The following is a 25,597-nucleotide window of genomic DNA, read 5'->3' on the forward strand; positions in this document are numbered from 1 at the left end:
CAGCATTTAAGGAAGCAGGCACTCATTCATGAACCATTCAAGTTATTCAAGCAAAGAACGTCTTCACCATTTCTATAAAAGTATTGGATTACTCGCAGCTTGCTGCTTGTTGGCTGCAATGATGCTCAGCAGCGTCATGTTCGGACTACATACGTATTCATGGGATCAAATTGTGACCTCCTTTGCGCAAGCAGCCAAACCAACAAACGAGGCTATCATCATCCAAACCGTACGCATCCCAAGAGCCTTGATAGCTGCCCTCGTAGGAGGAAGCTTGGCCGTTGCAGGCGCGCTTATGCAAGCTATTACACGGAATCCGCTGGCTTCCCCAAGTTTGTTCGGCATTAATTCAGGCGCTGCCTTTGCCATCGTGTTATCCGTTGGATTTTTTAATGTTTCCAGCCTTACTCAGTTTACATGGATTGCATTTGTCGGTGCTGCATTCAGCTCTGCGCTTGTCTATGGACTCGGTTCCTTAGGCCGCGATGGCTTAACCCCAATGAAAATTACGCTAGCAGGCTCAGCAATGACGGCATTTTTCGCTTCGTTAACCCAAGGTATCTTGCTTGGAAATGGCAAAGCCTTTGACCAGGTCTTATATTGGCTTGTCGGATCCGTCGAAGGACGGACAATGGCCATGCTCCAATCCGTTTACCCTTATATCCTAATCGCTTGGATTGGTGCTATATTCTTATCGCCGCACATCAACATATTATCTATGGGGGATGATGTAGCCAAAGGGCTTGGACAACGCACCGTATACGTGAAATTCATTGCCGCTGTTATGATTGTCATTCTTGCGGGAGGCTCTGTTGCTGTTGCGGGTCCAATTGTTTTCGTAGGGATTATCATTCCGCATATCGTTCGCTTTCTTGTTGGAATCGACTATCGCTGGGTCATTCCGTATTGTGCGGTTCTAGGCGGCATTCTCTTAGTTGGTGCAGACATTATAGCTCGTTTCATTGTTATGCCTAAGGAAGTTCATGTCGGTGTTGCTACAGCCATTCTCGGAGTACCCTTCTTCATCTACATCGCTCGCAAAGGGGGACTTCTGAAATGAGTCATTCCCATCGTTATGTCACCATACGAAACAAAGGGTTCTCTTATCTAATCAGTAAGAAATCTCTGATTGTTTCTCTTTTCCTGCTCCTTGCCGTCATCATCGTGATGATTCTGAGTACAGGAATAGGAAGCATTTATATCAAACCTGCTGAAGTCGTTCGTGCTGTCTTTGGTTACGGGACTGATCCAAACATGATGATCGTCAGAACTTTACGTCTACCTAGAGTCATTGTTGCTGTCTTAATTGGTGCATCGCTTGGTGTAGCTGGAGCCATTCTGCAAGGCATTGTACGAAATCCGCTAACCTCGCCGGACACGATTGGCACTACGGGCGGAGCTACACTTGGGGCTGTTTCTTTTTTCTTTTTTTTCTCAGATAAAATCAGTATTCACTGGCTGCCAGTTGCCGCTATTATTGGCGCTTTCGCCGCTACCTTACTGGTCTATTCACTGTCATGGAAAAATGGGATCACGCCTCTGCGGCTTGTCCTGATTGGGACGGGACTTACTGCTGCGATGAGCGCACTATCCTATCTCATGCTGCTTTCCGGACCAATTATTCTAGCTAATCAATCTCTAACCTTTATGACTGGCAGTATTTACGGAGTTTCCTGGAAAAAAGCGGTTTACCCGCTCTTACCATGGGTCTCACTGTTAATTCCCATCATCTTCTTGTATGCGCGTCACATTACCATACAGTCCTTGGGTGAAGATATCGCCCGCAGTGTTGGAAGCAGCGTCCAACGTCAACGCTTCCTTCTGATTATCCTTAGCGTTGCACTGTCAGGGGCTGCAGTCGCCTTCGGAGGTGCGATCAATTTCATTGGTCTCATGGCTCCGCATATTTCCCGCAAGCTCGTAGGTCCAAGCTTCGGCGCGCTTATCCCTGTGTCCGCGTTGACAGGTTCCCTGCTTTTGCTGTTAGCTGATTTAGCAGGACGCTTCTTGTTCAAACCGCTCGATATTCCGGCAGGTGTTTTCACAGCAGCTATCGGCGCCCCTATCTTCATCTATGTGCTATATCGCAGTAGAAATCGCGGTTAACAACAGCGGTTTTACTTAAAGGAGAATAGACCTATGCCCACCCTGGAAAAAGAAAAAGCACTGGAAGCACAATCGCTTCAGTTAACATACGGAGAGACGACCATCTTTCACAGCTTGAATTTACAAATACCTAAAGGCAAAATCACCGTATTTATTGGCAGCAATGGCTGTGGGAAATCAACACTTCTACGCTCACTTGCTAGACTGCTGAAGCCGAAATCAGGTGCAATCCTACTGGATAGCACGGAAATTGCCAAACTCTCAACCAAAGAGGTAGCTCGGCGAATGGCCATCCTCCCTCAAGGACCTTCAGCGCCCGAAGGACTTACCGTACGACAGCTCGTGAAGCAAGGACGCTACCCCTATCAAAGTTGGCTGCAGCAGTGGTCTTCAGAAGATGAGAGCAAAGTCATGCATGCCCTCCAGCTTACGAATATGCTCACATACGCGGATCGCAGTGTGGATTCCTTATCTGGCGGGCAGCGCCAAAGAGCTTGGATCGCCATGACACTGGCGCAGGACACCCCTACACTGCTACTTGATGAGCCCACTACCTATCTGGACTTAACCCATCAGATTGAGGTACTGGACTTGCTTTTCGAGCTGAATGAGAACGAACAACGCACGATCGTGATGGTACTGCATGACATCAATCTGGCTTGCCGTTATGCCCATCATATCGTCGCCATTAAGGATAGTTCTGTTTATGCAGAGGGTAAGCCAGAAGACATCGTGAACGAGCAGCTGCTTCTAGATGTGTTCGATATGAAATGCAGCGTTGCGCCTGATCCTATCTTCCGTACACCTATGTGTATCCCTTACGGAAAGGGTCGCATTCTTCCCCATAAATAAGAACAACCCCGGTCATCTACGTGACTGGGGTTGTTTACAATTAAAAGGTATAAGTGCTAAATCGTTCTTGCAAAATTAGCCATATTATAGTTGCTTTCGAACATAATACTTGCTGAAACTAGGTTTTGTCTAATTGTGAAATCGAACAAAATTTCACCATGGGTCCAGCTTTTCTTCCGTTTCAAAGATTCAATAGCCATCTGCCGGAAGGATTGATACTGCAGCTCCGTCAAACCTTTGGTCGTGGTTGCAGGCAATACGCCGTCCTTACTTTCAAACGGAAGGTGCTTAATCCCAAATTTACCAATTTCGTTGTTGCGAATGTGCACAAACACGGTACCAGAATTCACATGCGATAATTCTTCTTTGATCTTTCTAAACACCAAATCGATTTGTCTAGCGAGTGGTATTTGATCCAAATTCATTACTTTCCTCCTTAAGTTTTAATTTTTTACTTATTATGTAATTTATGCGACTGTAGACCTATTATACTAACACCATTTACATAATTCAACAGTAAATTTACATTATTCACACAATTCTTACTATTTTTTATGTAATGTTAATGTAAATCCCATTTCGCATGTAAGAAACGAACGATATTTGTCGAAATGATGTAGAATATTTCCAGATTCAATGTTATAATTTGCAAGCATACATCATGGATTCCAACACAAATAAACAAATTTCGCAGAGGAGTCGGTCGGATTGGATAAAGTATCATCCTTATCGTTCAGAAAGAAACTACAACTTGGTTGTTATGCACTTATTGGTTTGAACTCAATCTTCATGCTGATTGTTACATTTGCCTCAGATTGGAATCGCTTACTTGGTATCATATTCCTACTTATTATTCTTGGAGGAAGCTACCCGTTCATTCGATGGTTCGAGAATCAGCTAACGGAACCCATTGCTGATTTATCCCGAATAGCGCTCAACATTTCCAAAGGGGACTTCTCTCAAAAAGTAACCGTAACCTCAGATGATACCCTTGGACAGCTTGGCCAATCTTTTAACAAAATGATAGATAAACTCCGCGAAATTCTTCGCGACACAGGAACAATTTCGAAGCAGGTTTTTCAAACAAGCCGCGATATTTATGTTAAAAATGAAAGCTTCCGTACTGTCCTAGAACAAGTGAGCATTTCGGCCCACGAGCTGGCCTCAGGTGCCGGGCAAATTTCAGAAGAAGTTTCTGGTGTTTCGATCACCTCCAAAGATATTGAAGTGAGAATCGAGGGCTATGCCGGATCTGCAAAAGAAATGAAAGACCGCTCGGATCAGATGATGACCCTTGTAGAGAAAGGACGCACGTCCGTTGAAAGCCAAGGCATCGGTATGAAACGAAACGTAGAAGTTACACAGCAGGTATCCGATACAATCGACATGCTGGCTCGTCAAGCTGAAGGCATCAGCAGCGTTACTCGTTCCATTTCCGAGATTGCTGAGCAAACAAACCTCTTATCCCTAAACGCTTCCATCGAAGCGGCTAGAGCTGGCGAACATGGCCGGGGCTTTGCAGTCGTCGCTCAGGAAGTGCGCAAGTTAGCTGAAGAATCAACCTCTCTTACACGTGAAGTATTCGGTTTCGTGAAAAGCATTGAGCAAGGCATACAAGAAGCCATTCGCAGCATTCAAGTGAACGAAGATGTCGTGAAGAAACAAACCGTGTTAATCGAGCAAACCGAAATTGTTTTCGCAGAGATCGTCGGAAGCGTAGGCTTTATTTCGGAAGAAATTACCCGTTTCGCGGAAGAAAGCGAACAAATGCTGACAAGCTCCGAACAAATCGCTGCGGCAATGGAGAACATATCGGCGATCACGGAGGAATCCGCGGCTGGCACGCAAGAAGTTTCTGCTTCTATGAATGAGCAGATCGCTACAGTACAAGGAATCGTGACACAAGCCGAAGAGATGACGCGTGTAGTCACACAGTTACAACAGACAATTCAAATTTTCAAATTATAAGCTTTATTCGCACAAAAAAGGCTTTCCCACTTCAATCATGGGAAAGCCTTTTATTCTTTACACTTGAACTTTAGCTTCTGTCAGTTCCATGAACTGCTTCACATCTTGAGCTGCCATATCCACAGCACTTTGCCAGAAATCCGGCTCTGTCAGATCAACGCCGAGATGCTTCTGAGCAAGCTCCTCCACGTTCATGCTACCTGTGTCTCTAAGCAAAGAGATGTACTTTTCTTCAAAGGCTGTGCCCTCCTGCACCGCTCTTGCATAAATCCCTGCACTAAACAGGTAACCAAACGTGTAGGGGAAATTATAGAAAGGTACATCAGTCGCATAGAAATGCAGCTTAGCTGCCCAGAAATGCGGGTGATAGCTGCTTAAAGCATCTTTGTAAGCCAGCTTCTGCGCATCCACCATGAGCTCATTCAAACGCTCAACGCTAACTAAACCTTGACTACGTGCTTCGTAAAAGTTCGTTTCGAAGATGAATCTCGCATGGATGTTCATGAAGAAAGCGATTGCCCGTTGGATTTTATCCTCGAGTAAAATGATGCGTTCTTCATCTGTAGAGGCACTCTTCACAACTGCGTCCGCTACAATCATTTCAGCGAAGGTAGAGGCTGTCTCAGCGACGTTCATCGCGTACTCCTGCGCTAGCGCAGGCATATCTGTCATGACGTGCTGATGGTAGCCGTGACCTAGCTCATGAGCTAATGTAGATACATTGTTTAGCGTTCCGCCGTAAGTCATGAAGATACGCGTCTCACCCGCAATCGGGAAAGATGTACAGAAGCCACCAGGCCGCTTCCCTGCTCGATCCTCAGCTTCGATCCAGCGCTTCTCAAAAGCTTCTTCCGAAAAGGCAGCCAGCTTCGGACTGAACCGTTTGAATTGATCTACAATCAGAGTAGCGCCTTCGTCGTAAGAAATTTTCTTCGAGGAATCGCCCAGTGGTGCATCCACATCAACCCAAGCCAACTTTTCAACACCTAACAGTTTCGCTTTACGGTTCAAATAGGCAACGAAAATATCCTTGTTTCGGTCAATCACGTCCCACATGACATTCAGCGTTTTCTCTTCCATACGATTGATAGCAAGCGGCTCTTTATGTATATTTTTCCAACCTCTGTATTTATAAATCTGAAGACGAAAGCCCGCCAAATGGTTTAATGCTTCGGCACAATATTCCTCTTTATCCGTCCATGCTTGTTCCCATTTTTCAAATAGATCCAGTCGTTCTTCACGATTCTCCGTATGCAGTTTATTAAACGCTTGACCGGCGGATAGCTCCACCTGTTTACCGTCAACCTCTACAGGCATGCGGAATTGACCAACGGTCGTATTATACAGATCTCCCCACCCATGATAGCCATCTACAGCCAAATCATTAATTAAGGCTTCCTGTTCAGGCGGCAACTTCTCTTGGGCCAAGGCACGTCGCTCATGGAGCGGAAAAGCTATGGCTTTGAACGGCTCTTTCTGCAGTAGAGCTGACCATACATCGTCTGGGATCCCCGTCAGAACTTGATCAAAATGGGTGAGCGATGACAGATGCTCTGCAAACAAGCTTTTGACCTGTCCGCTAAGTACAGGCGCTTTCTTATCCTTCTGATTATCCGCTAATAAGCAGCCTACGAAAGAATCCGCCTCATGGATATGCTTCAAATTATGCTGAAACAATTCGATCAGTTTCACTAGCGAATCTGTATCTTCTGCCTGTTGTGGTGAAGGGGTATTTCGTACTTGTTCTTGAAAAGCAGCAATCGATGCTTGAAGCTCCTTCAGATGAGCTGCGAATGCTGGAGATTCGCTTCCCCCAGGAAAAAAGGTTTCTAAATTCCATGTTTGATTAAGAGGTAAATTAAGCAAAGCTATCACCTTTCCTTTCCATCTTTTATTAAATCATAAACGCCAGCTGATCGCCAATCATACTCATCTTGCTCATTGCTTATAGATAAAAAGTATGATTCAATTATAGATAGTTCCCACACTATATATTCGGAACAGGATGGGTGATTTTCAATTATGAAACCGTTACAAATTTCTCCAGAAACGGCCGTTAAGCTAGCTGAACAACTTAAGGTGCCTTTAGAACATCTCATGCATATGCCACAACATATTTTACTGCAAAAATTAGCGGAGCTCGCTAAAGCTTCCTCTACGGAAAATAGCGATCCTGAATCGAAGTAAGCTTTGATCCCTTTCGCTAACACTTGGCCTTATGACATTATTATGAAGGACATTTATGTGGCCCAATGTCCCTTTTGCCATAGCCCCAATGTGCTGCTGCCGTTGAAAATCCACGAACTGACTTCTATTCACGAAGGTAAAAAAAAGCTGCTTGTTTTTCCTTGCTGCCATAATAAGCTGACGCTCGTCGATACAGATCGCGATTATTTATTGGCGGACACCGCAATACGCAAATGATTCCTAGCTTCCAAGCGCAAGGAGTAGAAAGCGTCCCTATGAATGAGTACCTCGTTCCTTTGACAAGCGCATGTACGTTAGTTACGTTAAATTACATGGCAATGAAAGTTCGCAGGTGCAACTAAAAATAACCAATGAAAAAATGAACGCTTAATCATTCAAGGGCAGAAGTCAACTCCCAGAATGGATAAGCGTTCATTTGATTTATCGGCAATATTCACTATGTAGCTTGTTTCATTTCGTCTGGGAGCTCCATACGAATTGCAAGCATATCTTCACGGGTTGCTATCCATTGTTCACGACTTGCTCTAATCATACCAGCATCCATAATCTTGCGGTCATTAATAATGCGGGAGAACCATTTGACCGCCTCATTGAAGCGGCTTAATCTGCGATTCAGCTCTCCTATTAAGTACATGAGTCGTGCATTATTGAGATCCAAACCTTCTGTTTCATACACACTGACATATGCGTCCAAGGCAAACGTTAGGAAACGCTCCTCCTGCTCCCAATCTCCCTTGGAACGATACAACCATGCCAAATGGTGTAGAAGCCCTGCAACAACACGCGATTTCTCTTCTCTAATCTGCGCACTAAGAAGAGCTAACTTGTAACTCAGAAGCGTATCTTCCCAAGTTCTTTCTCCGCAATAATTGCGCATGGACCAGTTTTGAGCCACTCTCTCGTAAAAGACTTCCCTCTGCGCTGGTTTCCATTTATCCGAAAAATTTTCCGTATGTGCATATCCACAAAACGGACAGACCCTCACGACATAAAAGTCGGGGTTGATGTCTTTATAATGAACACAGAAATCTGTATCCGTTTTGCTAGCTTTCTTGAAGCTTGGGCGAACCTTCATCGTTTTGTAGGAATTCTCGCAATATGTACATTTCACTGAAATATCATATAAAGGTTCGACCATCCTTGAAACCCCGCCTTCACAATATTGTATGTAGGAAAGAAGAACTATTCTTCTTCTGATGTGTTAATAAAATGATAGGCAGAGCCTTTCAGCCGTTCCAGTAAAAAATCCCGTAAATCAGGCGGTAGTCCTACTTCAATCATAGCTTCCGACATACAGCTTAACCATGCATCTGCACGTTCTACTGTAATAGGAAATGCCATATGTCTTGCTCTCATCATCGGATGTCCATGCGCATCTGAATACAAGGTTGGACCACCAAAAAACTGACTTAAAAACATGAACTGTTTATCTATAACGGGTCCTATATCCGAAGGGAACAGAGGCGACAGTAGTGGATTTTGCTGAACTTTTGGATAAAAGGCTTCCACGAGTCTGCGTACCGTCTCCGCTCCCCCCATCAATTCGTACAACGTGCTGCGATTACTTTCTGACATTAGGGTAAACCTCGCTATTCGTATTACTTAATAATTTTCTAAATCCTCATCCCCTGCATGCATGAGCGTTTCCCGAATGACAAATACGAACATACATACAACCAAACCAGCAATGACACCTGTCATTTGAATCACTCCCGCTGCCTAGGATATAAGACTTCACTAGTTCTATTTTACCATAAAACTAGGCTATGAACAGTACCAAAGTCTAAGTATTTTGGGACGGCATGTATGTCCCATCCTGTTCATATAGTTGAGTAGGAGGAGGTATCCAATCTCATGCAGAAACGAAATTTCACGGCTGCGTTACTTATGGCTTTTGTTGTTGTTGCCATTATTCTATGCTTATTTGCGTTCCCTCATGACGGCCTTCAAGCAGCCTTACGCGGCGTTTCCATTTGGTGGGATGTGCTCTTCCCAGCACTTTTCCCTTTCTTCGTTATATCCGAAATTATGCTTGGCTTCGGTATCGTTCATTTCTTCGGCACACTGCTCGATCCGATGATGCGTCCCGTCTTCCGTATCCCTGGCATTGGCGGCTTCGTAATGGCTATGGGCTTCGCTGCCGGTTATCCGGTCGGAGCTAAGTTGACCTCCCAGCTGTGGGAGCAGAAGCTTGTCAACCGTGAGGAAGGTGAGCGACTCGTTGCGTTCACAACAAGCTCTGATCCGATTTTCTTAATCGGAGCCGTTTCAATAGGCTTCTTCCACGATCCTTCTTTGGCTATGATCTTGGCTATTGCTCATTATGGAGGCTCCGTGCTTATAGGTTTAATGATGCGATTTCACGGCAGAAAGAGCTTGCCTACAGAGCAGGAACCCAAGAGCAAGGGCTGGGTCTGGAAACGTGCTTTTGAAGCGATGCACAGCGCTCGAACCAACGATGGCAGATCCATAGGCACACTGCTGAGTCAATCCATCCTACAGTCGCTCAGCTTGATTTTCGTAGTAGGTGGATTAGTTGTTTTCTTCTCTGTTGTTTTAGAAGTCTTAACAGCAGCTAAGATCATGAACGCTATTTACCTGCTTATATCCTCCATCCTAGAAATCGCAGGACTCCCTCATGAGTTATCACAAGCTGTTATGAACGGTTTGTTTGAGGTGACACTGGGGGCGAAGGCTGCCGGGAATGCTCCCGCGTCGTTAGCTCTCTCCAGCAAAGTAGCTATCGGCGCTTTTATTTTGTCATGGGGCGGCATGTCCGTTCATGCTCAAATTATTAGCCTATTAAGTCATACGAATCTGCGTTACTTGCCATTTGTCACCGCGCGCTTCATCCATGCCTTGCTCTCCGCTGCTATTGTTCTCGTTTTTTGGGAGCCTATGCAAATTTTCCGAGAATCCAAAACTGTTTTCTTACCTCAATATGATTCGGCTTCTCCTGTTCTCAGCTATCTCAGGTTAATGCTGCCAATTAGCGGAACGGTCTTCCTTGGTGCTTTTTCTGTCATTGCCGGACTCTTTGCTGCATATTCCTTACTTAAACTCGTGTATGAAAAGGTTGGTGGAACAAGATAATATGGGTAATCACGATCATGATCATAAAGGGAGAGAACATCCAGATATGCAAATAGCCTTCCCCCAAGATGCGAAACATTTGCCTCCTGCGATTGAGCGTTTGAATGAGTTATCATTCAACTTATGGTTCAGTTGGAACCATGACGCCTTGCAGCTTTTTGCACAAATGGATCCTGTAAAATGGGATCAATGCGGCCACAATCCTGTTCTTTTACTTCACCTGTTGGACAATTCACAGATTGAGGCCCTCAGCGGAAACCAAGATTTTGCAGCAAATTATCAACAAGTAATTGCCAAGTTCGATGCTTATATGAATGGCACCACTTGGTTTCAAGAGAAGCATCCGGATCAAGGTTATGTACAAATTGCTTACTTCTCAGCAGAGTTCGGCTTTCATGAATCTTTGCCGATTTATTCAGGAGGACTGGGAATCTTAGCTGGTGACCATACGAAATCTGCTAGTGATTTGGGTATCCCTTTGATCGGTGTTGGACTGCTTTATAAAAAAGGTTATTTCACGCAGAAAATCGATACCTCCGGTGGTCAGCAAAGTGAATTATACCCCTATGACTTCAGCAAGCTTCCAATCGAACCTGTGCAGCAAAACGGCCAACAGCTCACCGTTTCCATTGATATGCCTGGTCGCGCCATCACCCTACAGGTTTGGCGTGTGCGTGTCGGCCGTAATTCAATCTATTTGCTGGATGCCGATCACGAAGCTAACAATACAGCGGACAAAGAGCTGACCGCTCAGTTGTATGGGGGCAATCAAGATACCCGGATTGCACAGGAAATGGTTCTTGGCATTGGAGGTGTTAAGGCGCTTCGACTGCTTAACATCTACCCTAACGTGTACCATATCAACGAAGGGCATGCTGCTTTCCTCACGCTGGAGCGACTGAAGGAGCTTCTGCATCTAGGTCTTCCGTTTCATGTGGCGGTTGAAACCGTTCGATCAGCCACTGTATTTACTACCCATACGCCTGTACCTGCAGGGCATGACACATTCTCCATCGAGATGGTGGAACACTATCTCGGGCCTCTTCTAAGTGAGCTGTCACGGCACAAACAGGACATTGTAGCATTAGGTCTCGACCACCATACGGGGCAATTCAATATGACCCACTTGGCCATGAATACAGCCGGACTGCGCAATGGGGTCAGTAAGCTGCACGGTCAAGTATCTCGAGAAATGTTCAAAGAATTTCACGGTCACATCGATGCAAGCGAAGTTCCCATTAGCTCCATTACAAATGGTGTACACATGGACACATGGACAGCGCCGCAATGGAAAGAACTGCTTGATCGTTTCCTGCCCGGTTCATGGCGAGAAGAACAAGCCAATAAGCATCAGTGGGCGCAGATCGAGGTCATTCCAGACGAATCCATCTGGAAAGTGCACCAACAACTGAAAGAAAATTTAGTTCGTTACGCAAGGCGAAATTTGCTCGAGCAGCGAAAACGCAACGGAGAATCTGAAGAGCGGATTGAGGAAGTCAGACAATATTTAAATCCCAAGGCATTAACCATCGGATTCGCCAGAAGGTTTGCGACCTATAAGCGAGCTAATCTCATTTTTAATGATTTGTACCGACTTAAGAAGCTCATCAATGATCCCGATCGACCCGTACAATTTATTTTTGCTGGCAAGGCTCACCCTGCCGATTACCCAGGTCAAGAGCTTATCCGTGAAATTTATCGCGTCTCGCAAATGAAAGAGTTCGTCGGAAAAATCGTTATTCTCGAAAACTATGACATGAATATGGCCCGTTACCTCGTACAAGGCGTAGACGTCTGGTTAAATAACCCCCGTAGACCTCTTGAGGCAAGTGGAACGAGCGGTCAGAAGGCGGCCATGAACGGGGTACTTAATTTTAGTGTACTCGACGGCTGGTGGGAGGAAGGGTACAACGGTACGAACGGCTGGGCTATCGGTTCCACAGGAGCAGCGGACTGGGCTGCACAAGAGAAAGAAAATACGCAAGCCATCTATCACATTTTAGAGAAAGAAATTATTCCGCTGTACTACAATCAAGGAGCACTCCCGCATCAATGGATCAGCCGCATGAAGCGTTCTATCCAATCGCTGAGCCCGGTCTATAACACGCATCGCATGGTGCAAGACTACACAGAGCTCACCTATTTGCCGACAGCGCAGCGAGCCCGTCTCTTTGTTTCTAATCACTATGAAGTTGCAACGAAGGTTGCCGATTACAAACAGTTCATCCGTTCGAACTGGTATCACGTGAAAATCATTGGCATCGATGACCGCTCTGCCAAATTATCAACGGAAGTACCGTTAAACGAAATAAAACCATCAACGAAGGAAATTACGACACAAGTTCACTTCGGCCCCATTTGGCCGCAAGATACGGCAGTAGAAGTCATTTATTACGAGGAAAATGGCGAAACATGGGAGCAAAAAATTATTCCAATGGTGCCGATAGGTGAACTAATTGAACAGATGCAGAGCTATAAAGCGACCATTCCATCGCATCTCATTCATGGGCCTCACTTCTCTATTCGCGTGCGACCCATCTCATCTAACTTCGCACATTCCTTTGAACTTTCCCTAGTCACCACCACATTATCGTGGCAGTAAATACGTGAATTCCTAGATAAAGCCCCGTTTGGGGCTTTTCTTATTTTCTTTTATAAATTATTATGAATAGAGAACTTACGGTATGTGCATGCGTTCATGAATGCAAATCTAACCACTTGGTGATGCTATGGATTGGAATAAGGCACTGGAATTGGCATATATCGCACCGAATACGGATTGTCATTTGATCATTGTCGGAGAATCCAAAGATGGGCAGCCTTTTTGCTATGAAGAAAATTTCTCCGTTGATAAAATAGGTGAAGCTTCATTCACTGTTTGTTTAGAGCTATCTGGAATTTTTCCATTCGACAAATTAGAGCATATTTCTTTCATTGAGTTTTCTTTTAAAGACAGTGGAATTTTATATTACGCCTATGTCGATTTAATTCAACTTGAATTAAAGAAGACGATATGTTACCTTTCGCTATCCATTCCCGAAGAAATTCATCATCATCAGAACAGAAGGTACAGCCGAGCTAAGCTCTCCCTTCGAACACCGATCACACTGCGTATTGTTGGCATTCGCGGCATATCCGCAAGTAAGGGAGTCGCCTTTTCCGGACAACTGCTTGATATTAGTGCCAGCGGGCTTTCTTTCGTTACGACGAATCGGCTCTTCTTTCCCTTATTTCTGGAATTCAGCTTCATTCTCCCTGGGTATCCCCATCCTATTACGGCTTATGGTGAAATCATTAGAGTGACGAATTTCAGTAATGATTCTTATCGGGTCGCTGCCGAATTCCGACATACACCTGAATCGATACTTCAGGACATTGATAAATATTGCTCGATTACTTCTTAGGAGGAAACCAATTGAAATACAACGTCATTGAACGAGGCGATGACATCTCCAAGGGGCTGACAGAGCGGTTCCACAAACTCGCCGCACAGCAAGGCATGCCTAGGGATGAAGAAAATCCGGACATTGTCCTTTCTATTGGCGGAGACGGCACGATGCTGCAAGCTTTTCATAAATACGTGCAGCAGCTTGATCACATCGCTTTCGTTGGTATCCATACTGGACACTTAGGTTTCTTCGCAGATTGGAAACCAGATGAGTTGGACCATCTAGCTTCATTGATGTTCAGCGTCACTACCCCCGAGGAGCTGCGTGTTGTACAGTACCCCGTCGTTGAGATTGAAATTACGACAGAAAAGGGCTCCGAGACGCATCTGGCACTCAACGAATTTACAATACGAGGAATCGAAGTATCGCTAGTCGCGCGACTTCACGTTAACGATGAAATGTTCGAAATGTTCCGCGGTGACGGGATTTGCATCTCCTCGCCTGCCGGCAGCACAGCTTACAACAAAAGCTTAGGCGGGGCAATGGTTCACCCTTCGCTCGAAGCCATTCAAATTGCAGAGATTGCTTCGATTAACAATAGGGTCTACCGCACACTCGGCTCTTCCATGATTTTACCGAAGCATCATCACTGTGACATTTATCCCAAGGCGCAGCAGAATATGCTTTTATCACTTGATCACTTGTACTTGCAGCGAAACGACGTTGTTTCTATCCGCTGCCGTGTAGCAGCCAACGTGAAAGTTAAGTTTGCCAGGTTCCGTCCATTTCCTTTCTGGAATAGGGTTCGGGAAGCTTTTGTTGGGTTAGAAGTGAAATAAAAAGTAAGAAGACGCCCCTCACTCCGTTGGAGAATGAGAGGCGTCTTTTGGTTTCAACTACATTAAGTAGTAGTTGTAATCACTTCAGAGGGCACTTGCTGCTTTGCGCCATTCACTTTTTCGATAATGAAATAAGCGCAGCCGAAGTTGCAGTACTCATTCAAGTAATCTTGAAGAGCCGCGATCGATGATTCTTTTGTCGCTTTAGGATGGATTTCTTTAAAAAAGCCTCTTAGCCTTAGCTGGCTGTAACCCCAATCGCCGACAATATAGTCGTATCGCTCCAACACTTCGCTAAAACGTTCTTTAAAAACTTCAAAATTCCAGCCATTCTTATGGTCTGTAACGAGCTCGTATGTTTTGTTTGCAATATGAATCATGATGGTAGGAAGCTCTCCTTTCTATGATCCGTTCGTTAATTTAAACGTTTGATGCGGCTTGAACCTGTTCATGCGCATGGTAAGAGCTGCGTACCAACGGCCCCGACTCAACGTGCTTAAAGCCACGTTTCATGCCCTCTTCTTTGAGCATAGCAAACTGCTCAGGCGTATAATACTTGGCTACAGCCAAATGCGTTGTAGACGGCTGCAGGTACTGCCCAATCGTCATAATGTCGCAGCCAACTGCGCGTAAATCCTCCATCGTTTGCAGCAGCTCGTCCCACTCCTCGCCAACGCCAATCATGACGCTGGATTTGGTTGGGATGTTCGGAGCAATACGCTTCGAACGCTCCAGCAGTTCCAGAGAACGGCGATATTTCGCCTTCGAGCGAACGCGGTCTGACATGCGTTCAACAGTCTCCATATTATGGTTCAAGATATCAGGCTTAGCCTCTAGAACCGTGGCCAGTGACTCTTCCCGACCTAAGAAATCGGGGATCAGCACTTCGACTGTGCACATTGGCAATTTGCGGCGAATCGCTTTGATGGTCTCAGCGAATATCATCGCGCCGCCATCGGCCAAATCATCGCGCGCTACGGAAGTGACGACACAGTGACGCAGTCCCATTTGCAAAGCGGCATCCGCTACACGTTCTGGCTCTTCCAGATCCAGCTCGGTAGGCAGCCCTGTTTTGACTGCACAGAAACGGCATGCTCGGGTACAAATATCGCCCAAAATCATAAAAGTGGCTGTACGATTCGCCCAGCACTCATGAATGTTTGGACACTTGGCTTCTTCGCAAACCGTATGCAGCGTCTTGGAACGCATCATTGACTTTATTTCTTTGAAATTCTCGTCTGTCTTGAGATTGATTTTTAACCAGTCTGGTTTTCTCTCTAATGGCTTTGTAGGCACTATATTTCCCGCCTTTTATTTGGTTTCTCGTTCTTGTTATTATAACATGAATGACTGACAAAACAATCCACTTTGCCACTCAGTTGTGATACACTTATCAAGATGGCCAAAACAGCTTAACCTATCACGTAAAGGCTGTATGGGAGGGAAGAAACATGAGCATACAAGAAGTAACGCGAGAGAAAGACCGCAAGCTTGGAGAAATTTTAAGAGGTATGGGCCGAGTATTAATCGCCTTCTCCGGAGGGGTTGACAGTACATTCGTCCTCAAACGTGCGCAGCAGGAGCTCGGAGATCAAGTCTTAGCCGTCACTGCAGCATCCGAAACGTTCCCTTCTCGGGAATTTGATGCCGCCGTTGAACTAGCAGAACAAATCGGTGTCCCACTGTACAAAACAGAGGTCAAGGAACTAGAGAATGCGAATTTCGTCGCTAACAATCCAGATCGCTGTTACCATTGCAAAACGGGACTTTATTCACATTTGCAGCAACTAGCCAAAGAGTTAGGATACCCCTATATTCTTGATGGTTCGAACATGGACGATCTCGGTGATTACAGACCGGGTCTACAAGCCAAGAACGAGCAAGGCGTCCGTAGTACTTTGCAGGAGTCCGGAATGACCAAAGACGAGATCAGACAGCTTTCCAAAGAGCTAGGACTGCGTACTTGGAATAAACCGTCTTTTGCTTGCTTGTCTTCTCGTATCCCTTATGGGACGCAAATTGAGAAGTGGAAAATCGATCAACTCGACGAAGGCGAATACTTCTTGTCCCAGCTTGGATTGTATCAGGTGCGCGTACGTCACCACGAGAAAATTGCCCGGATCGAGGTTATGCCGGATGAGATTCATAAAGTCGTCGAACACCGTGATGCGATCTATGAAAAGTTCAGCAAGCTCGGCTTCACTTACGTGACGCTCGATTTACAAGGTTACCGCACGGGCAGCATGAACGAAGTGCTGTCCAAGGAGACGAAAGACAAGGTGAAAGAAGCATCCCTATGATGGACTTAGAGAAAATCTTAAAGCTCGTCCAGGCGGGCGATCTGGACGTAGAAGAAGCCAAAAAGCAAATCATCAAGGAAGGCAGCGCCGCTGGCCCAGCTAACCTTGATCTTGGATTTGCTCAGCTCGACATCGATCGCGAGAAGCGAACGGGCTTCCCCGAGGTCATTTTCGGGGAAGGCAAGACCGCGGAGCAGATCGAGGCAATTTTCCGGCGGCTGATGGAGCACACCGACCGCGTGCTCGCTACGCGCGTAGACGCGGCCAAAGCCGCCCATGTTACCGCTGCCGTGGAAGGTGTCACCTACCACGAAACTGCGAGGTCGCTGACCTGGTTCAAGCGGCCCATGCTCAAAGTCCACGACGGCTATATCGCCGTCGTGTGTGCAGGTACCTCCGACCTCCCCGTGGCGGAGGAGGCGGCTCTTACAGCAGAATGCCTGGGCAGCCACGTTGAACGTATATTCGACGTGGGTGTAGCAGGCATTCACCGACTCTTCCGCCGGCTAGAGCTCATTCGCGGTGCAAACGCGATTGTGGTCGTTGCCGGCATGGAAGGCGCGCTCGCCAGCGTCGTCGGCGGGCTTGTAGCCAAACCGATCGTGGCTGTGCCGACAAGCATCGGTTATGGCGCGAATCTTGCAGGTATCGCCCCCTTGTTGTCGATGCTAAATAGCTGCTCTCCAGGAATCTCAGTAGTGAACATCGACAACGGCTTCGGAGCTGGTTACTATGCAGGGCTCATTAACAAAAATATGTCGAAACGAGCGTGAGATCCTACAATGCGCATTTTATATTTAGACTGCTTCTCCGGAATCAGCGGCGATATGACCCTTGGTGCTTTAGTAGATGCGGGAGCAGATCGAGCTTACATTGAAGAAGAGCTTACCAAAATCAAGCTAGAGCCGTACATGTTGGAATGGAAGCGCGTTGTTAAGCGTGGTATTTCCGCCTTAAAGCTAGATGTCATTCTAGACCCACAGCATCCGCCGAAACATCATCGTCATTACTCAGAAATCGTACAAGTCATTCAACAGGCAGGATTCAATGAGCGTGTAACAGCTCTCAGCTTAGCTATCTTTGAAAAAATCGGTATTGCTGAAGCTAAAATCCATGGTATCCCCGTTGAAAAAGTGCACTTCCACGAAGTCGGAGCCATAGATTCCATTGTAGATATCGTAGGTGTGGCTTTAGCCATTGACTCCCTACAAGTCGAGCGCATCTTTGCCTCTCCAGTACCACTAGGTTCAGGAACGATACATATCGATCATGGTATATATCCCGTACCCGCTCCAGCAACACTGGAAATGATGCGAGGGTTACCTATTGCTTCAACCAACTATAGCCTAGAGATGACTACCCCAACTGGTGCCGGTATTATTTCCGGAATCGTGGACGAGTTCTCTAAAAGCTTTCCGCCTATGATCGTTGATACCATCGGTTACGGTGCAGGCACAAGAGATTTACCGAATCAACCTAATGTGCTTCGTGTCGTAGTCGGTAAAGTTGATCCTTATATTGGAAAATGGCAAGTAAGCCACGAGCACCTTGCACATGAGCATGGTCATGGACATACCCATGATGATCATCATCACCACCAACATGAACATTCACATACACACCCACACCATACATGAGCCTCTAAGGCGACTATTTGTAAAATCAAAAACGCCTCTTCCTTCAAATCAGGAGGAGACGTTTTTTTGTTTTTGCTGTATAAACTGCATCCTAACTTCCTCGTATACCTGCTTCAAAGGTACTTGATGCTCCTTAGCGATTTGTTCGCATTCTTTGAACTCTGGTGCATATTGTACCAATTTCCCCTGATGATAACCGACTTTTACCGTTAAAATTCCCCATCGTGTTAGCACTTGCTCGAATTCTCTAGCCAATCTATGACAGGAAGCGTGCATATACCGGATGCCAAGTGTCGTTGTCTCGCTAAAAATAACTTCCTCTACAAGAGAAAGCCGTTCATTTTCAACCAGCACATTCAGCATTATCCCTGGTCTGCCTCTCTTCATAATTATCGGAACTACAAATACATCATTCGCACCTACTTCAAAAAGCTTATCCATTATATAAGAAACCCACTCCGGATTCATATCATCCAGATTTGCCTGAATTAACAACATACTATCGTCAACATGCTCATCCCTATGATTAAAACTCACGTTCCTCACCTCTTACAGGCATCATAGCAAAAATCGGATAACAACGAAAGATGCAGGGATAAACATTCATAGAAGAGTACATCCTAAGAACTAACATTTCAGGAAGGATGATAGAGATGAAAAGCAGACCGTATTGGTCGCGGGTTCTTGTTCTTAGCCTCCTCCTATCAGCAACCGAATCCGTGACTCTTTCAGGCAGTGCTGAATCCCATGCCGCTGCATCTGACCAATTCTTTACCGCAGCTCCATCTAAGGTTAACCCGAGCTTGAACGCTGAGCGGAAAGAGCTTTTTGAAAAAACAAGCATCTTGTCAGGCATTCCATGGGCATACCTTGCCGCAGTTGATCAGTACGAAAGAACGATGAATTTCGCTAAAAAAAGACCCGTGCATCAAGGGATTACCAGCATTTACTTCCCTGAATCAGATTGGGTGGGCTTATTGAATCCAGACCAGCAAGATACGAATCCTAGAAGCATCTCCTTCTTTCATGGTTACGGTCGAGATGGTTCAGGTGACGGCATCGCAGATCGAAACAACGATTTAGACGTACTGGCAGCTATGGCCACACTAATGAGTAATAATGGAAACCAAGAAGAAAATATACAAATCAACTTATGGAATTATTATCAAAACTCGCGCAGTGTTGAACGTATCAAACAATTCGCTACAATCTATGCCACACTAGGTACCCTTGATGTTGGTGAGCATGCTTTTCCACTGCCGGTGAACGCAGACTACTCCTATCGCAGCACATGGGGAGACAGTCGCGGATGGGGTGGGCATCGTTCTCATGAAGGAACAGATTTATTCGCGGGTTATGGTGTTCCTGTACGAAGCACTTGCTATGGCATTGTGGAAATTAAAGGCTGGAATCCCTACGGAGGCTGGCGGATTGGTATTCGAGATGTGAACAATATTTATCACTACTACGCCCATCTCTCTGGTTTTCAAAAAGGAATCAAAGAAAACGATATTGTAAAACCTGGACAAACCATCGGCTGGGTAGGTAGTTCTGGTTATGGTAAGCCGGGAACATCAGGTAAATTTCCACCTCATCTTCATTTTGGACTTTATCGTGATAATGGGCTAACCGAATGGAGCTTCGATCCTTACCCCTCCCTTCGCAAATGGGAACGTGAAGATCGGATGAAAAAGAAAAAATAAAACCGCTCCATTATTGGGGCGGCTCTTTTTGTATCTTGCTTTCTTGCGTTGTAACTCCCTCTACCTTTGGTGTTGTTGTTCCGGTATTCGGTATACTAGGCAACGATAAACTCGGTGGACCCGCATCCTTATTACTACCCACAGGATTTCCCTTATTATCATAATAATAGGTAGGGACATCCCCAACCACGAGAGAATATGAAATAGGAATTTCAGTTTCCACAATTTCAGTATCGGAATCAAAGGGTATAATCACAGATACTTCAGCAATAATGCGAACATACACTTCAAACATAACCATATTAATTCCCGCATTTTGAGAACGTGTATTCAGATCAACCTTAACATTACCAACTGGCAGCAGCCGAATCGGAATATCAGGGCCAAATGAGGAGAGAATCGCACTATTCATCGCTTGCCCAACCGGAATATGCTCTGAAATACTTTGTAAATCTTTTAGTTCACCTTGCACAGTTTTAATCGTATCCGCAGTTATACGCATATGCTCATTATAATTAAGCATGAATCCTGTTATTTTACCGTTTTTATCCATCTTCCAATCAATTAATTGCTCCGCACTCGTACTTCCAGCCACATGATCCGCAATAGCACTATTAATCGCCTGTGTTGCTATCTGCTTTATGCGTACTTTTGCCAAATTCATCAGTGGAGGTCTAAGATTACGTTCTACGAAAATAAAAAACTGCACGCCAAATAAGACAAAGATGAGAAGACCGATCAACAGCACCTTTTTGCGGTTTGTTTTCCCTGTAGGTCTGCTTCTCCAGCGTCGCCTTAGCAGCATCCCATTCCCTCCCCTAGCCACTCAAATCAATTAGTACTACCTTATGCGGACATGGAGTGAAAAAGAAGACACGTTCCCAACAGCAAGTCCCCTCAACGGTCATACGTTCATCTCCTTTGTTAATCTAACTCAACTCCCTCCCGATTCCACTTATATCCCAACCCATGCGCATCCATATCATTATCGTGTCTGAACCCCAATGGGTCTAGCCTACTTACGACTGCTCAGTTATCCCCATCATTAGTATTCGCTCACATCTGCGACCCATCATCTCAGTTTCTTTCCACATACGTCTCATTAATTCCCTATCTTCTCACGCCTAGGCCCCATCAGCTTAACATCTTCCCACGGGTGTCTCATCCATCTCGTATCTATTCACACCGCGACCCATCATCATTGCTACTTCCCACATCCGTCTCATCCATTTCGTATCTACTCACACTGCGGCCCATCCTCTTAGCATCTTTCCACGTCCATCTCATCCACTACCTATCTACTCACACTGCGACTCATCATCATTGCTACTTCCCACGTCCGTCTCATCCACTTCGTATCTACTCACACTGCGACCCATCATCATGTTTACTCCCACGTCCGTCTCTTCAATTCCTTATCTACTAACGTCTGCACCTCAGCGATTTGATCTCACTAACTTACCCACCACATCCTTCAGCTGACAGAACTTGTCCTGTCCAAGTCCTTTCCGTCCTGGTTTGTCTCAAAACATGTATCTCAACTCATTAGTATCTTCTCTCCCATGCCACCTCACTTTGCATCCAATCCAACTTTTCACCACCTCTATGGACACTATCCCCATCACTCAGAAATTAGAAAACAATCCGAGTTCCAATCAAATATTTTCCATCTTCCCTTGAAATAAGACCATATGTTTGGTATATTATTAATAGGAACACACATTCCCATTTCAACACAAACGGAGAGATGCATATGAATTTTGCAAGTATGTCACTTAATCAATTTCAAAATCATTTTTCCAACGATAATGCTTGCATCCAGTATATTTTTCATACTAAGTGGCCTAAAGGTTTTAGCTGTCCGCGTTGTAATCACTACCATGCTTATGTGACAACTACCCGTCGTCTTCCACTTTACGAATGCAGTCAATGTCGCCATCAAACGTCTTTAATATCCGGGACAATTATGGAGGGAAGCCGAACTGATCTAAGTAAATGGATGCTCGCTCTTTTTCTTTTCTCCCGTTCAAATAAAGGTACGACCGCAATCGAACTTTCTAAATTTATTAAGGTTACTTATAAAACTGCCTGGCTAATCTTATATAAAATCCGTTCTATGATTCATAATACCGATAATGAAACTCCGCTTTCGGGCTCAGTTTGTATTCATTCAGCTATCTATGGACGACCTTATAATCCTTCTGTTCACAAACACAAGCAAGAGCACCTTCTTCTCATAGGCTCATCAGTTAATGAATGGAATGAATCTACCTACCTCAAAATAAAGCACGTTCTTCTTACGAATCCAAAAGAAAGACATATTCCTCGTTTTGAAACAAAAGCCTTCCAACAACAGCACATAGAATCCGATACACACAATATTGAGATTGTTACAGGTTTTTATACCCCCACACGACTTCGCCCTTTACTCGTATTCGCTAAACAGGCTAGTAAATGGATAAATAACACCTTCCATGGCCTCGGCCCCAAACATTTACAAAAGTACTTAGACGAATTTAGTTATCGACTAAATCTTTCTTCAAAAAACATACCTATTTTTGCCCATTTAATTCAACTCTGCTTCACCCATTAGCTACAATAAGACTAACAGTAGTATGCTATTTGGCTATTCAATTTCTTGTAATTATAGAAATAAATAAAATTTAGTTTCCTCCGACAAGCAGCTTGATCTTGCGTACATACATACATACATACATACATACATACATACATACATACATACATGCAATCATTTAATCATTCAATCATTCAATCATTCGATCAATCATTCATATCTGCGCTCATTCTGAGTTAAAGGGATAGTGAACATAGTAGGACTGGAAGAGAAAGACCACCTTTGTTGAAAGGTGGTAGAGTGTTGAATTCATGGGTTGGGGTTGGGGTTGGGGTTGGGGTTGGGGTTGGGGTTGGGGTTGGGGTTGGGGGTTGGTTCCGGAGTTCCGGGGTTCTGGGTTCTCGGTTCTGGGATCTCGTTTTGGGTTCTTGGGTCGCGGCCCCCGATTCTCGGATCTTGGGTTCGCGTTCTTTGTGCTTCGCGCTTGTTTTTCGCTCTTGGCTATTGGTTCTTTGTTCTTTGTTCTTTGTTCTTAGCTCTTGGCTCTCGGCTGGCTCTTGTTCTTAGCTCTTGGTGCTATATCTTGATACGTCTTGGTTCGTTTTATGGTCGGTGTCCTATAGATAATCTTTTTAATACCGATCCATGATTAGTTGTGTTTTCAGTGAATCTTGTGCGAGGAACCAGCCTTTACTTTGCAGATAGGTAATTAATTCATCGTGTTTAGTGGATGCTGTCGATTCACTATTTGTTTTAAATGAAGCTTCAACAATGTATTCAGTGTCCGTACCAGCTGCATTAACAATTGGCCACACTTCGATATAAAGCTGTTGGCCGCTCCACGTTCCGACTGAACGTTTGGCTAGAACCGGGCCGTAGACACGGGAAGAAGAAAGCTTGCTAGTCCCCCATCCACTGTATAGCCAATTATTAAACTTATCAGGAGCATTATTAATCAGAAGACTGCGGGAATCGGTTTGGTTTGGGAGGTCCATACCGCTATAGCCTGATTTAGTACCTGTCTTTGGACGTGTAATACTAAGTGTTTTCTTCTGATATCCCCACTCGACTTGCGCCTCATAGCCAATATCGCTTGAATCAAGGCCCTGTTGGTTTGCAAGTGTTAAGGCACCATTAATATCGTTGCCAATAATTGCATAGCGCTTTTTGTAGGTAAGCTCGAAATCGCTCTCTCCCTCTGTCTTACGAATCCGCGGACTCCACCCATTGTTATAAATGTCCTTGGCGTTCGTATCCAGGAATTGGACGTTCATCTTGGTCACGCTATCAGGCATGCCAAATGCAGTCTTTACGCTGCTTGTAAGTTTAAAGTCAGATCCAAGAACTGCAATTGGATTAAGGAGAAGCTTCACTTCATAATTCGGTACCATGTTGCTCGCAGCTGCGGCAGGCTTAGGTGCTCCGCCTAGACCAGCAAGTAAACTTGTTCCTACTACGGCCACTAGGACGGCCATCAGAGCATTTTTCTTTAACATCCATTCATCTCCTCTACCCATATGGAAGGTTCACCCTCATAGACTGACATTAAAGGAAGAATGTCATTGGATGATTATCTACACTTGTATTTATTGTAAATCTAGTAAAATGTGTAAAAAAGCTGAACCCCTTAACAATTAGGAGTTCAGCTGTGTTTCATTTTATAATTTCTCTGAGTTCATCCCAAGATACAATCCTAGGCAGGTTCAAGTGCTGATTATACGATCTATCTTTCACATATAAGTTCAATGGGAGGTGAGACAAGGTTTCCAGAACGGCCGGTTTATCGTCAAAATAATAATCCAAGTTCAGTTTTTCAATAATATGTACTTTCTCGGAATCACTCATCCCACAATAAAAATGTCCTTCAACCACCGGGAAACCATTGGCTATTAACCAGTTTTTCGTTCGGTCTGTATGTTCTTTAGCCCTTGCCGTGATATAGTACACCTCATGACCTTGATGCACTAGTTCCTGTAAGATGTCTACGGCGTGAGGAAAAGAAGGACACTGAGAATAATATATGTCGTCGCGGAGACTAGACCATAGCTTGCCTCCTTCTTCTTTCGTCAAACCAAAGGCACTGTGAATTTCCATCGTCGTTAAGGCATGGAACGCATCTAAGCCAATATTTTGCTTTAGCTTATGGTTATAAATATGAAAGGCATGTTCTCTTAAATTAATAAGTGTATCATCAATATCAAAGCCGAGTTTCAAGGTTAACTCCTCATTTCACGGATATACTAGACTGCCGGAGCAATTTCCTTTATTATTTTCTCCTTATTCCTTCAATATAAGTCCGAAGAGACTTGCAAAAACAGAGGCTTGTCCCCTCGAAATGATGCAGCCGCGCAAATCCTCTATACTCACACCTAAACTTGTAAATTCACAGCTGCTGATATCAATACCCGCAAGCTTCACACCCGTGAATTGTGCCCGGTCCAGCTGACAGTTATCGAAATACACTTTTTGCAGCGTAGATTCGTAGAAATCGGCATTTAAAAGCGAACATTCCTGAAAAACAACCTGCTTGAAATTAGCCATTCGAAAGGTCGCATAGTCGGCCAAGCATGTATGAAATAAGACGTTTCGGACGGTTGCTTCTGTCAGGTCAATGCCAATGATTTTGCAATTTCTAAATTCAGTCCGATGGATCGTAGCTTCACCAAAATCAACGTTGGATAGATCGCATTTCTCGAAAATAACATCTGTCAGCTCTATGTTTTTCATCGATATCCGAGTAAAAGTGACATTACGAAATATTACTTTATCAAACGCGACTTTATATCCGGACTGATTGTCAATGATACAATCACTTATAATACCCGTATGAAAGCTATCTTCCGGCTGCATTTCCTCGTTCGGCAGTGTTATGGCTGGTATTTCTTTGGGGATTTTCGGTGTTTCAATTTTGGTAATGCTCATCTGGT

The 25,597-nt window shown here is 44.8% G+C and carries 26 protein-coding genes; 15 read left to right on the plus strand and 11 right to left on the minus strand.

All coding sequences use genetic code 11. The features are described 5' to 3' along the window. The first annotated feature begins 28 nt into the window (after positions 1-28). Genes ASD40_RS34180 through ASD40_RS34190 form a run of 3 tightly spaced genes read left to right on the plus strand, consistent with a single transcriptional unit; the run spans position 29 to position 2,958 of the window. The gene (locus tag ASD40_RS34180; RefSeq protein WP_057307603.1) at positions 29-1,060 is read left to right on the plus strand and encodes a FecCD family ABC transporter permease; all 1,032 of its coding nucleotides are present in this window, start codon (positions 29-31) and stop codon (positions 1,058-1,060) included. Next, positions 1,057-2,106 (plus strand): FecCD family ABC transporter permease, encoded by a 1,050-nt coding sequence (locus ASD40_RS34185; protein WP_057307604.1) that lies wholly within the window; start codon positions 1,057-1,059, stop codon positions 2,104-2,106. Before ASD40_RS34180 ends, ASD40_RS34185 begins: the two co-directional genes overlap by 4 nt. Before the next feature lie 33 nt (positions 2,107-2,139). Beyond that, complete coding sequence (locus ASD40_RS34190) at positions 2,140-2,958, plus strand: ABC transporter ATP-binding protein (RefSeq protein ID WP_057307605.1); 819 nt, start codon at positions 2,140-2,142, stop codon at positions 2,956-2,958. Positions 2,959-3,014: 56 nt separating this feature from the next. On the opposite strand, the gene ASD40_RS34195 is transcribed toward ASD40_RS34190, so the two are convergent. Further along, entirely contained in the window at positions 3,015-3,383 is a 369-nt protein-coding gene (locus ASD40_RS34195) for a hypothetical protein (RefSeq protein WP_047681433.1), read from the minus strand. 283 nt (positions 3,384-3,666) lie between these two features. Between ASD40_RS34195 and ASD40_RS34200 the strand changes: the two genes are divergently transcribed. Beyond that, on the plus strand, positions 3,667-4,926 hold the full coding sequence (locus ASD40_RS34200; protein ID WP_057307606.1) for a methyl-accepting chemotaxis protein: 1,260 nt from the start codon (positions 3,667-3,669) through the stop codon (positions 4,924-4,926). A 57-nt stretch (positions 4,927-4,983) separates the two neighbouring features. Here ASD40_RS34200 and ASD40_RS34205 read toward each other — a convergent pair whose 3' ends face one another. Then, entirely contained in the window at positions 4,984-6,792 is a 1,809-nt protein-coding gene (locus ASD40_RS34205; RefSeq protein WP_057307741.1) for a M3 family oligoendopeptidase, read from the minus strand. Between the two features lie 156 nt (positions 6,793-6,948). Between ASD40_RS34205 and ASD40_RS36835 the strand changes: the two genes are divergently transcribed. Beyond that, the gene (locus ASD40_RS36835; protein WP_082562639.1) at positions 6,949-7,113 is read left to right on the plus strand and encodes a YycC family protein; all 165 of its coding nucleotides are present in this window, start codon (positions 6,949-6,951) and stop codon (positions 7,111-7,113) included. A gap of 3 nt (positions 7,114-7,116) precedes the next feature. Next, complete coding sequence (locus ASD40_RS38960) at positions 7,117-7,350, plus strand: hypothetical protein (protein WP_082562640.1); 234 nt, start codon at positions 7,117-7,119, stop codon at positions 7,348-7,350. Between the two features lie 220 nt (positions 7,351-7,570). On the opposite strand, the gene ASD40_RS34210 is transcribed toward ASD40_RS38960, so the two are convergent. Together ASD40_RS34210 and ASD40_RS34215 are read right to left on the minus strand one after the other, a co-directional pair. Next, positions 7,571-8,272 carry a DUF2225 domain-containing protein gene (locus tag ASD40_RS34210; RefSeq protein ID WP_057307607.1) on the minus strand — a complete coding sequence of 234 codons (702 nt, stop codon included), beginning with the start codon at positions 8,270-8,272 and terminating at the stop codon, positions 7,571-7,573. Between the two features lie 44 nt (positions 8,273-8,316). After that, positions 8,317-8,709, minus strand: coding sequence for a globin domain-containing protein (locus ASD40_RS34215; protein ID WP_057307608.1), 393 nt, complete (start codon positions 8,707-8,709; stop codon positions 8,317-8,319). Between the two features lie 279 nt (positions 8,710-8,988). Between ASD40_RS34215 and ylbJ the strand changes: the two genes are divergently transcribed. The 4 genes from ylbJ to ASD40_RS34235 all read left to right on the plus strand — a co-directional run bounded on the left by ylbJ (position 8,989) and on the right by ASD40_RS34235 (position 14,455). Continuing rightward, positions 8,989-10,227, plus strand: coding sequence for a sporulation integral membrane protein YlbJ (gene ylbJ, locus ASD40_RS34220; RefSeq protein WP_057307609.1), 1,239 nt, complete (start codon positions 8,989-8,991; stop codon positions 10,225-10,227). Position 10,228: 1 nt separating this feature from the next. Further along, a complete protein-coding gene (gene glgP / locus ASD40_RS34225) occupies positions 10,229-12,829 on the plus strand; it encodes an alpha-glucan family phosphorylase (RefSeq protein WP_235549495.1) in 2,601 nt (866 codons plus the stop codon). Between the two features lie 127 nt (positions 12,830-12,956). Further along, positions 12,957-13,631: a flagellar brake protein gene (locus ASD40_RS34230; RefSeq protein WP_057307610.1), complete on the plus strand. Its 675-nt coding sequence runs from the start codon at positions 12,957-12,959 to the stop codon at positions 13,629-13,631. A gap of 11 nt (positions 13,632-13,642) precedes the next feature. Then, on the plus strand, positions 13,643-14,455 hold the full coding sequence (locus tag ASD40_RS34235; RefSeq protein ID WP_057307611.1) for an NAD kinase: 813 nt from the start codon (positions 13,643-13,645) through the stop codon (positions 14,453-14,455). A gap of 62 nt (positions 14,456-14,517) precedes the next feature. On the opposite strand, the gene ASD40_RS34240 is transcribed toward ASD40_RS34235, so the two are convergent. Both ASD40_RS34240 and lipA read right to left on the minus strand, forming a co-directional pair. Beyond that, a complete protein-coding gene (locus ASD40_RS34240; protein WP_057307612.1) occupies positions 14,518-14,835 on the minus strand; it encodes a YutD family protein in 318 nt (105 codons plus the stop codon). Between the two features lie 40 nt (positions 14,836-14,875). Then, positions 14,876-15,751, minus strand: coding sequence for a lipoyl synthase (gene lipA / locus ASD40_RS34245; protein ID WP_057307613.1), 876 nt, complete (start codon positions 15,749-15,751; stop codon positions 14,876-14,878). A gap of 155 nt (positions 15,752-15,906) precedes the next feature. Between lipA and larE the strand changes: the two genes are divergently transcribed. The 3 genes from larE to larC (ASD40_RS34260) are packed head-to-tail and all read left to right on the plus strand — an operon-like array spanning position 15,907 to position 18,392. Continuing rightward, positions 15,907-16,755 (plus strand): ATP-dependent sacrificial sulfur transferase LarE, encoded by an 849-nt coding sequence (gene larE, locus ASD40_RS34250; protein ID WP_036632720.1) that lies wholly within the window; start codon positions 15,907-15,909, stop codon positions 16,753-16,755. Beyond that, positions 16,752-17,528 carry a nickel pincer cofactor biosynthesis protein LarB gene (larB, locus tag ASD40_RS34255; RefSeq protein ID WP_057307614.1) on the plus strand — a complete coding sequence of 259 codons (777 nt, stop codon included), beginning with the start codon at positions 16,752-16,754 and terminating at the stop codon, positions 17,526-17,528. The genes larE and larB overlap by 4 nt, the downstream gene beginning before the upstream one ends. Before the next feature lie 9 nt (positions 17,529-17,537). Beyond that, positions 17,538-18,392: a nickel pincer cofactor biosynthesis protein LarC gene (larC, locus tag ASD40_RS34260; protein ID WP_057307615.1), complete on the plus strand. Its 855-nt coding sequence runs from the start codon at positions 17,538-17,540 to the stop codon at positions 18,390-18,392. 48 nt (positions 18,393-18,440) lie between these two features. Here larC (ASD40_RS34260) and larC (ASD40_RS34265) read toward each other — a convergent pair whose 3' ends face one another. After that, complete coding sequence (larC, locus tag ASD40_RS34265; RefSeq protein ID WP_057307616.1) at positions 18,441-18,929, minus strand: nickel insertion protein; 489 nt, start codon at positions 18,927-18,929, stop codon at positions 18,441-18,443. A 116-nt stretch (positions 18,930-19,045) separates the two neighbouring features. Between larC (ASD40_RS34265) and ASD40_RS34270 the strand changes: the two genes are divergently transcribed. Further along, positions 19,046-20,095 carry a M23 family metallopeptidase gene (locus tag ASD40_RS34270; protein ID WP_414858765.1) on the plus strand — a complete coding sequence of 350 codons (1,050 nt, stop codon included), beginning with the start codon at positions 19,046-19,048 and terminating at the stop codon, positions 20,093-20,095. Positions 20,096-20,105: 10 nt separating this feature from the next. Here ASD40_RS34270 and yunB read toward each other — a convergent pair whose 3' ends face one another. After that, complete coding sequence (gene yunB, locus ASD40_RS34275) at positions 20,106-20,897, minus strand: sporulation protein YunB (protein ID WP_082562654.1); 792 nt, start codon at positions 20,895-20,897, stop codon at positions 20,106-20,108. A gap of 951 nt (positions 20,898-21,848) precedes the next feature. On the opposite strand from yunB, the gene ASD40_RS34280 reads away from it, so the two are divergent. Continuing rightward, complete coding sequence (locus ASD40_RS34280; RefSeq protein ID WP_162251362.1) at positions 21,849-22,688, plus strand: transposase; 840 nt, start codon at positions 21,849-21,851, stop codon at positions 22,686-22,688. 614 nt (positions 22,689-23,302) lie between these two features. Here ASD40_RS34280 and ASD40_RS34285 read toward each other — a convergent pair. The 3 genes from ASD40_RS34285 to ASD40_RS34295 all read right to left on the minus strand — a co-directional run bounded on the left by ASD40_RS34285 (position 23,303) and on the right by ASD40_RS34295 (position 25,592). Next, complete coding sequence (locus ASD40_RS34285) at positions 23,303-24,166, minus strand: hypothetical protein (RefSeq protein ID WP_057307619.1); 864 nt, start codon at positions 24,164-24,166, stop codon at positions 23,303-23,305. Between the two features lie 157 nt (positions 24,167-24,323). Continuing rightward, positions 24,324-24,884 carry a 5' nucleotidase, NT5C type gene (locus ASD40_RS34290; RefSeq protein WP_057307620.1) on the minus strand — a complete coding sequence of 187 codons (561 nt, stop codon included), beginning with the start codon at positions 24,882-24,884 and terminating at the stop codon, positions 24,324-24,326. 63 nt (positions 24,885-24,947) lie between these two features. Beyond that, on the minus strand, positions 24,948-25,592 hold the full coding sequence (locus ASD40_RS34295) for a pentapeptide repeat-containing protein (RefSeq protein WP_057307621.1): 645 nt from the start codon (positions 25,590-25,592) through the stop codon (positions 24,948-24,950). Between the last annotated feature and the right edge of the window lie 5 nt (positions 25,593-25,597).

The sequence above is a fragment of the Paenibacillus sp. Root444D2 genome (assembly GCF_001426375.1).
Classification (GTDB): Bacteria; Bacillota; Bacilli; order Paenibacillales; family NBRC-103111; genus Paenibacillus_E.

Coding starts and splice junctions, on each gene's coding strand:
- glgP (WP_235549495.1), top strand. CDS start 10,229: ATGGGTAATCACGATCATGATCATAAAGGGAGAGAACATCCAGATATG.
- ASD40_RS34215 (WP_057307608.1), bottom strand. CDS start 8,709: ATGTCAGAAAGTAATCGCAGCACGTTGTACGAATTGATGGGGGGAGCG.
- ASD40_RS34270 (WP_414858765.1), top strand. CDS start 19,046: ATGAAAAGCAGACCGTATTGGTCGCGGGTTCTTGTTCTTAGCCTCCTC.
- ASD40_RS34285 (WP_057307619.1), bottom strand. CDS start 24,166: ATGTTAAAGAAAAATGCTCTGATGGCCGTCCTAGTGGCCGTAGTAGGA.
- ASD40_RS34240 (WP_057307612.1), bottom strand. CDS start 14,835: ATGATTCATATTGCAAACAAAACATACGAGCTCGTTACAGACCATAAG.
- larC (WP_057307615.1), top strand. CDS start 17,538: ATGCGCATTTTATATTTAGACTGCTTCTCCGGAATCAGCGGCGATATG.
- ASD40_RS34210 (WP_057307607.1), bottom strand. CDS start 8,272: ATGGTCGAACCTTTATATGATATTTCAGTGAAATGTACATATTGCGAG.
- ASD40_RS34295 (WP_057307621.1), bottom strand. CDS start 25,592: ATGAGCATTACCAAAATTGAAACACCGAAAATCCCCAAAGAAATACCA.
- ASD40_RS34230 (WP_057307610.1), top strand. CDS start 12,957: ATGGATTGGAATAAGGCACTGGAATTGGCATATATCGCACCGAATACG.
- ASD40_RS34190 (WP_057307605.1), top strand. CDS start 2,140: ATGCCCACCCTGGAAAAAGAAAAAGCACTGGAAGCACAATCGCTTCAG.
- ASD40_RS36835 (WP_082562639.1), top strand. CDS start 6,949: ATGAAACCGTTACAAATTTCTCCAGAAACGGCCGTTAAGCTAGCTGAA.
- larB (WP_057307614.1), top strand. CDS start 16,752: ATGATGGACTTAGAGAAAATCTTAAAGCTCGTCCAGGCGGGCGATCTG.
- ASD40_RS34195 (WP_047681433.1), bottom strand. CDS start 3,383: ATGAATTTGGATCAAATACCACTCGCTAGACAAATCGATTTGGTGTTT.
- ASD40_RS34280 (WP_162251362.1), top strand. CDS start 21,849: ATGAATTTTGCAAGTATGTCACTTAATCAATTTCAAAATCATTTTTCC.
- ASD40_RS34185 (WP_057307604.1), top strand. CDS start 1,057: ATGAGTCATTCCCATCGTTATGTCACCATACGAAACAAAGGGTTCTCT.
- ASD40_RS34180 (WP_057307603.1), top strand. CDS start 29: ATGAACCATTCAAGTTATTCAAGCAAAGAACGTCTTCACCATTTCTAT.
- larE (WP_036632720.1), top strand. CDS start 15,907: ATGAGCATACAAGAAGTAACGCGAGAGAAAGACCGCAAGCTTGGAGAA.
- ylbJ (WP_057307609.1), top strand. CDS start 8,989: ATGCAGAAACGAAATTTCACGGCTGCGTTACTTATGGCTTTTGTTGTT.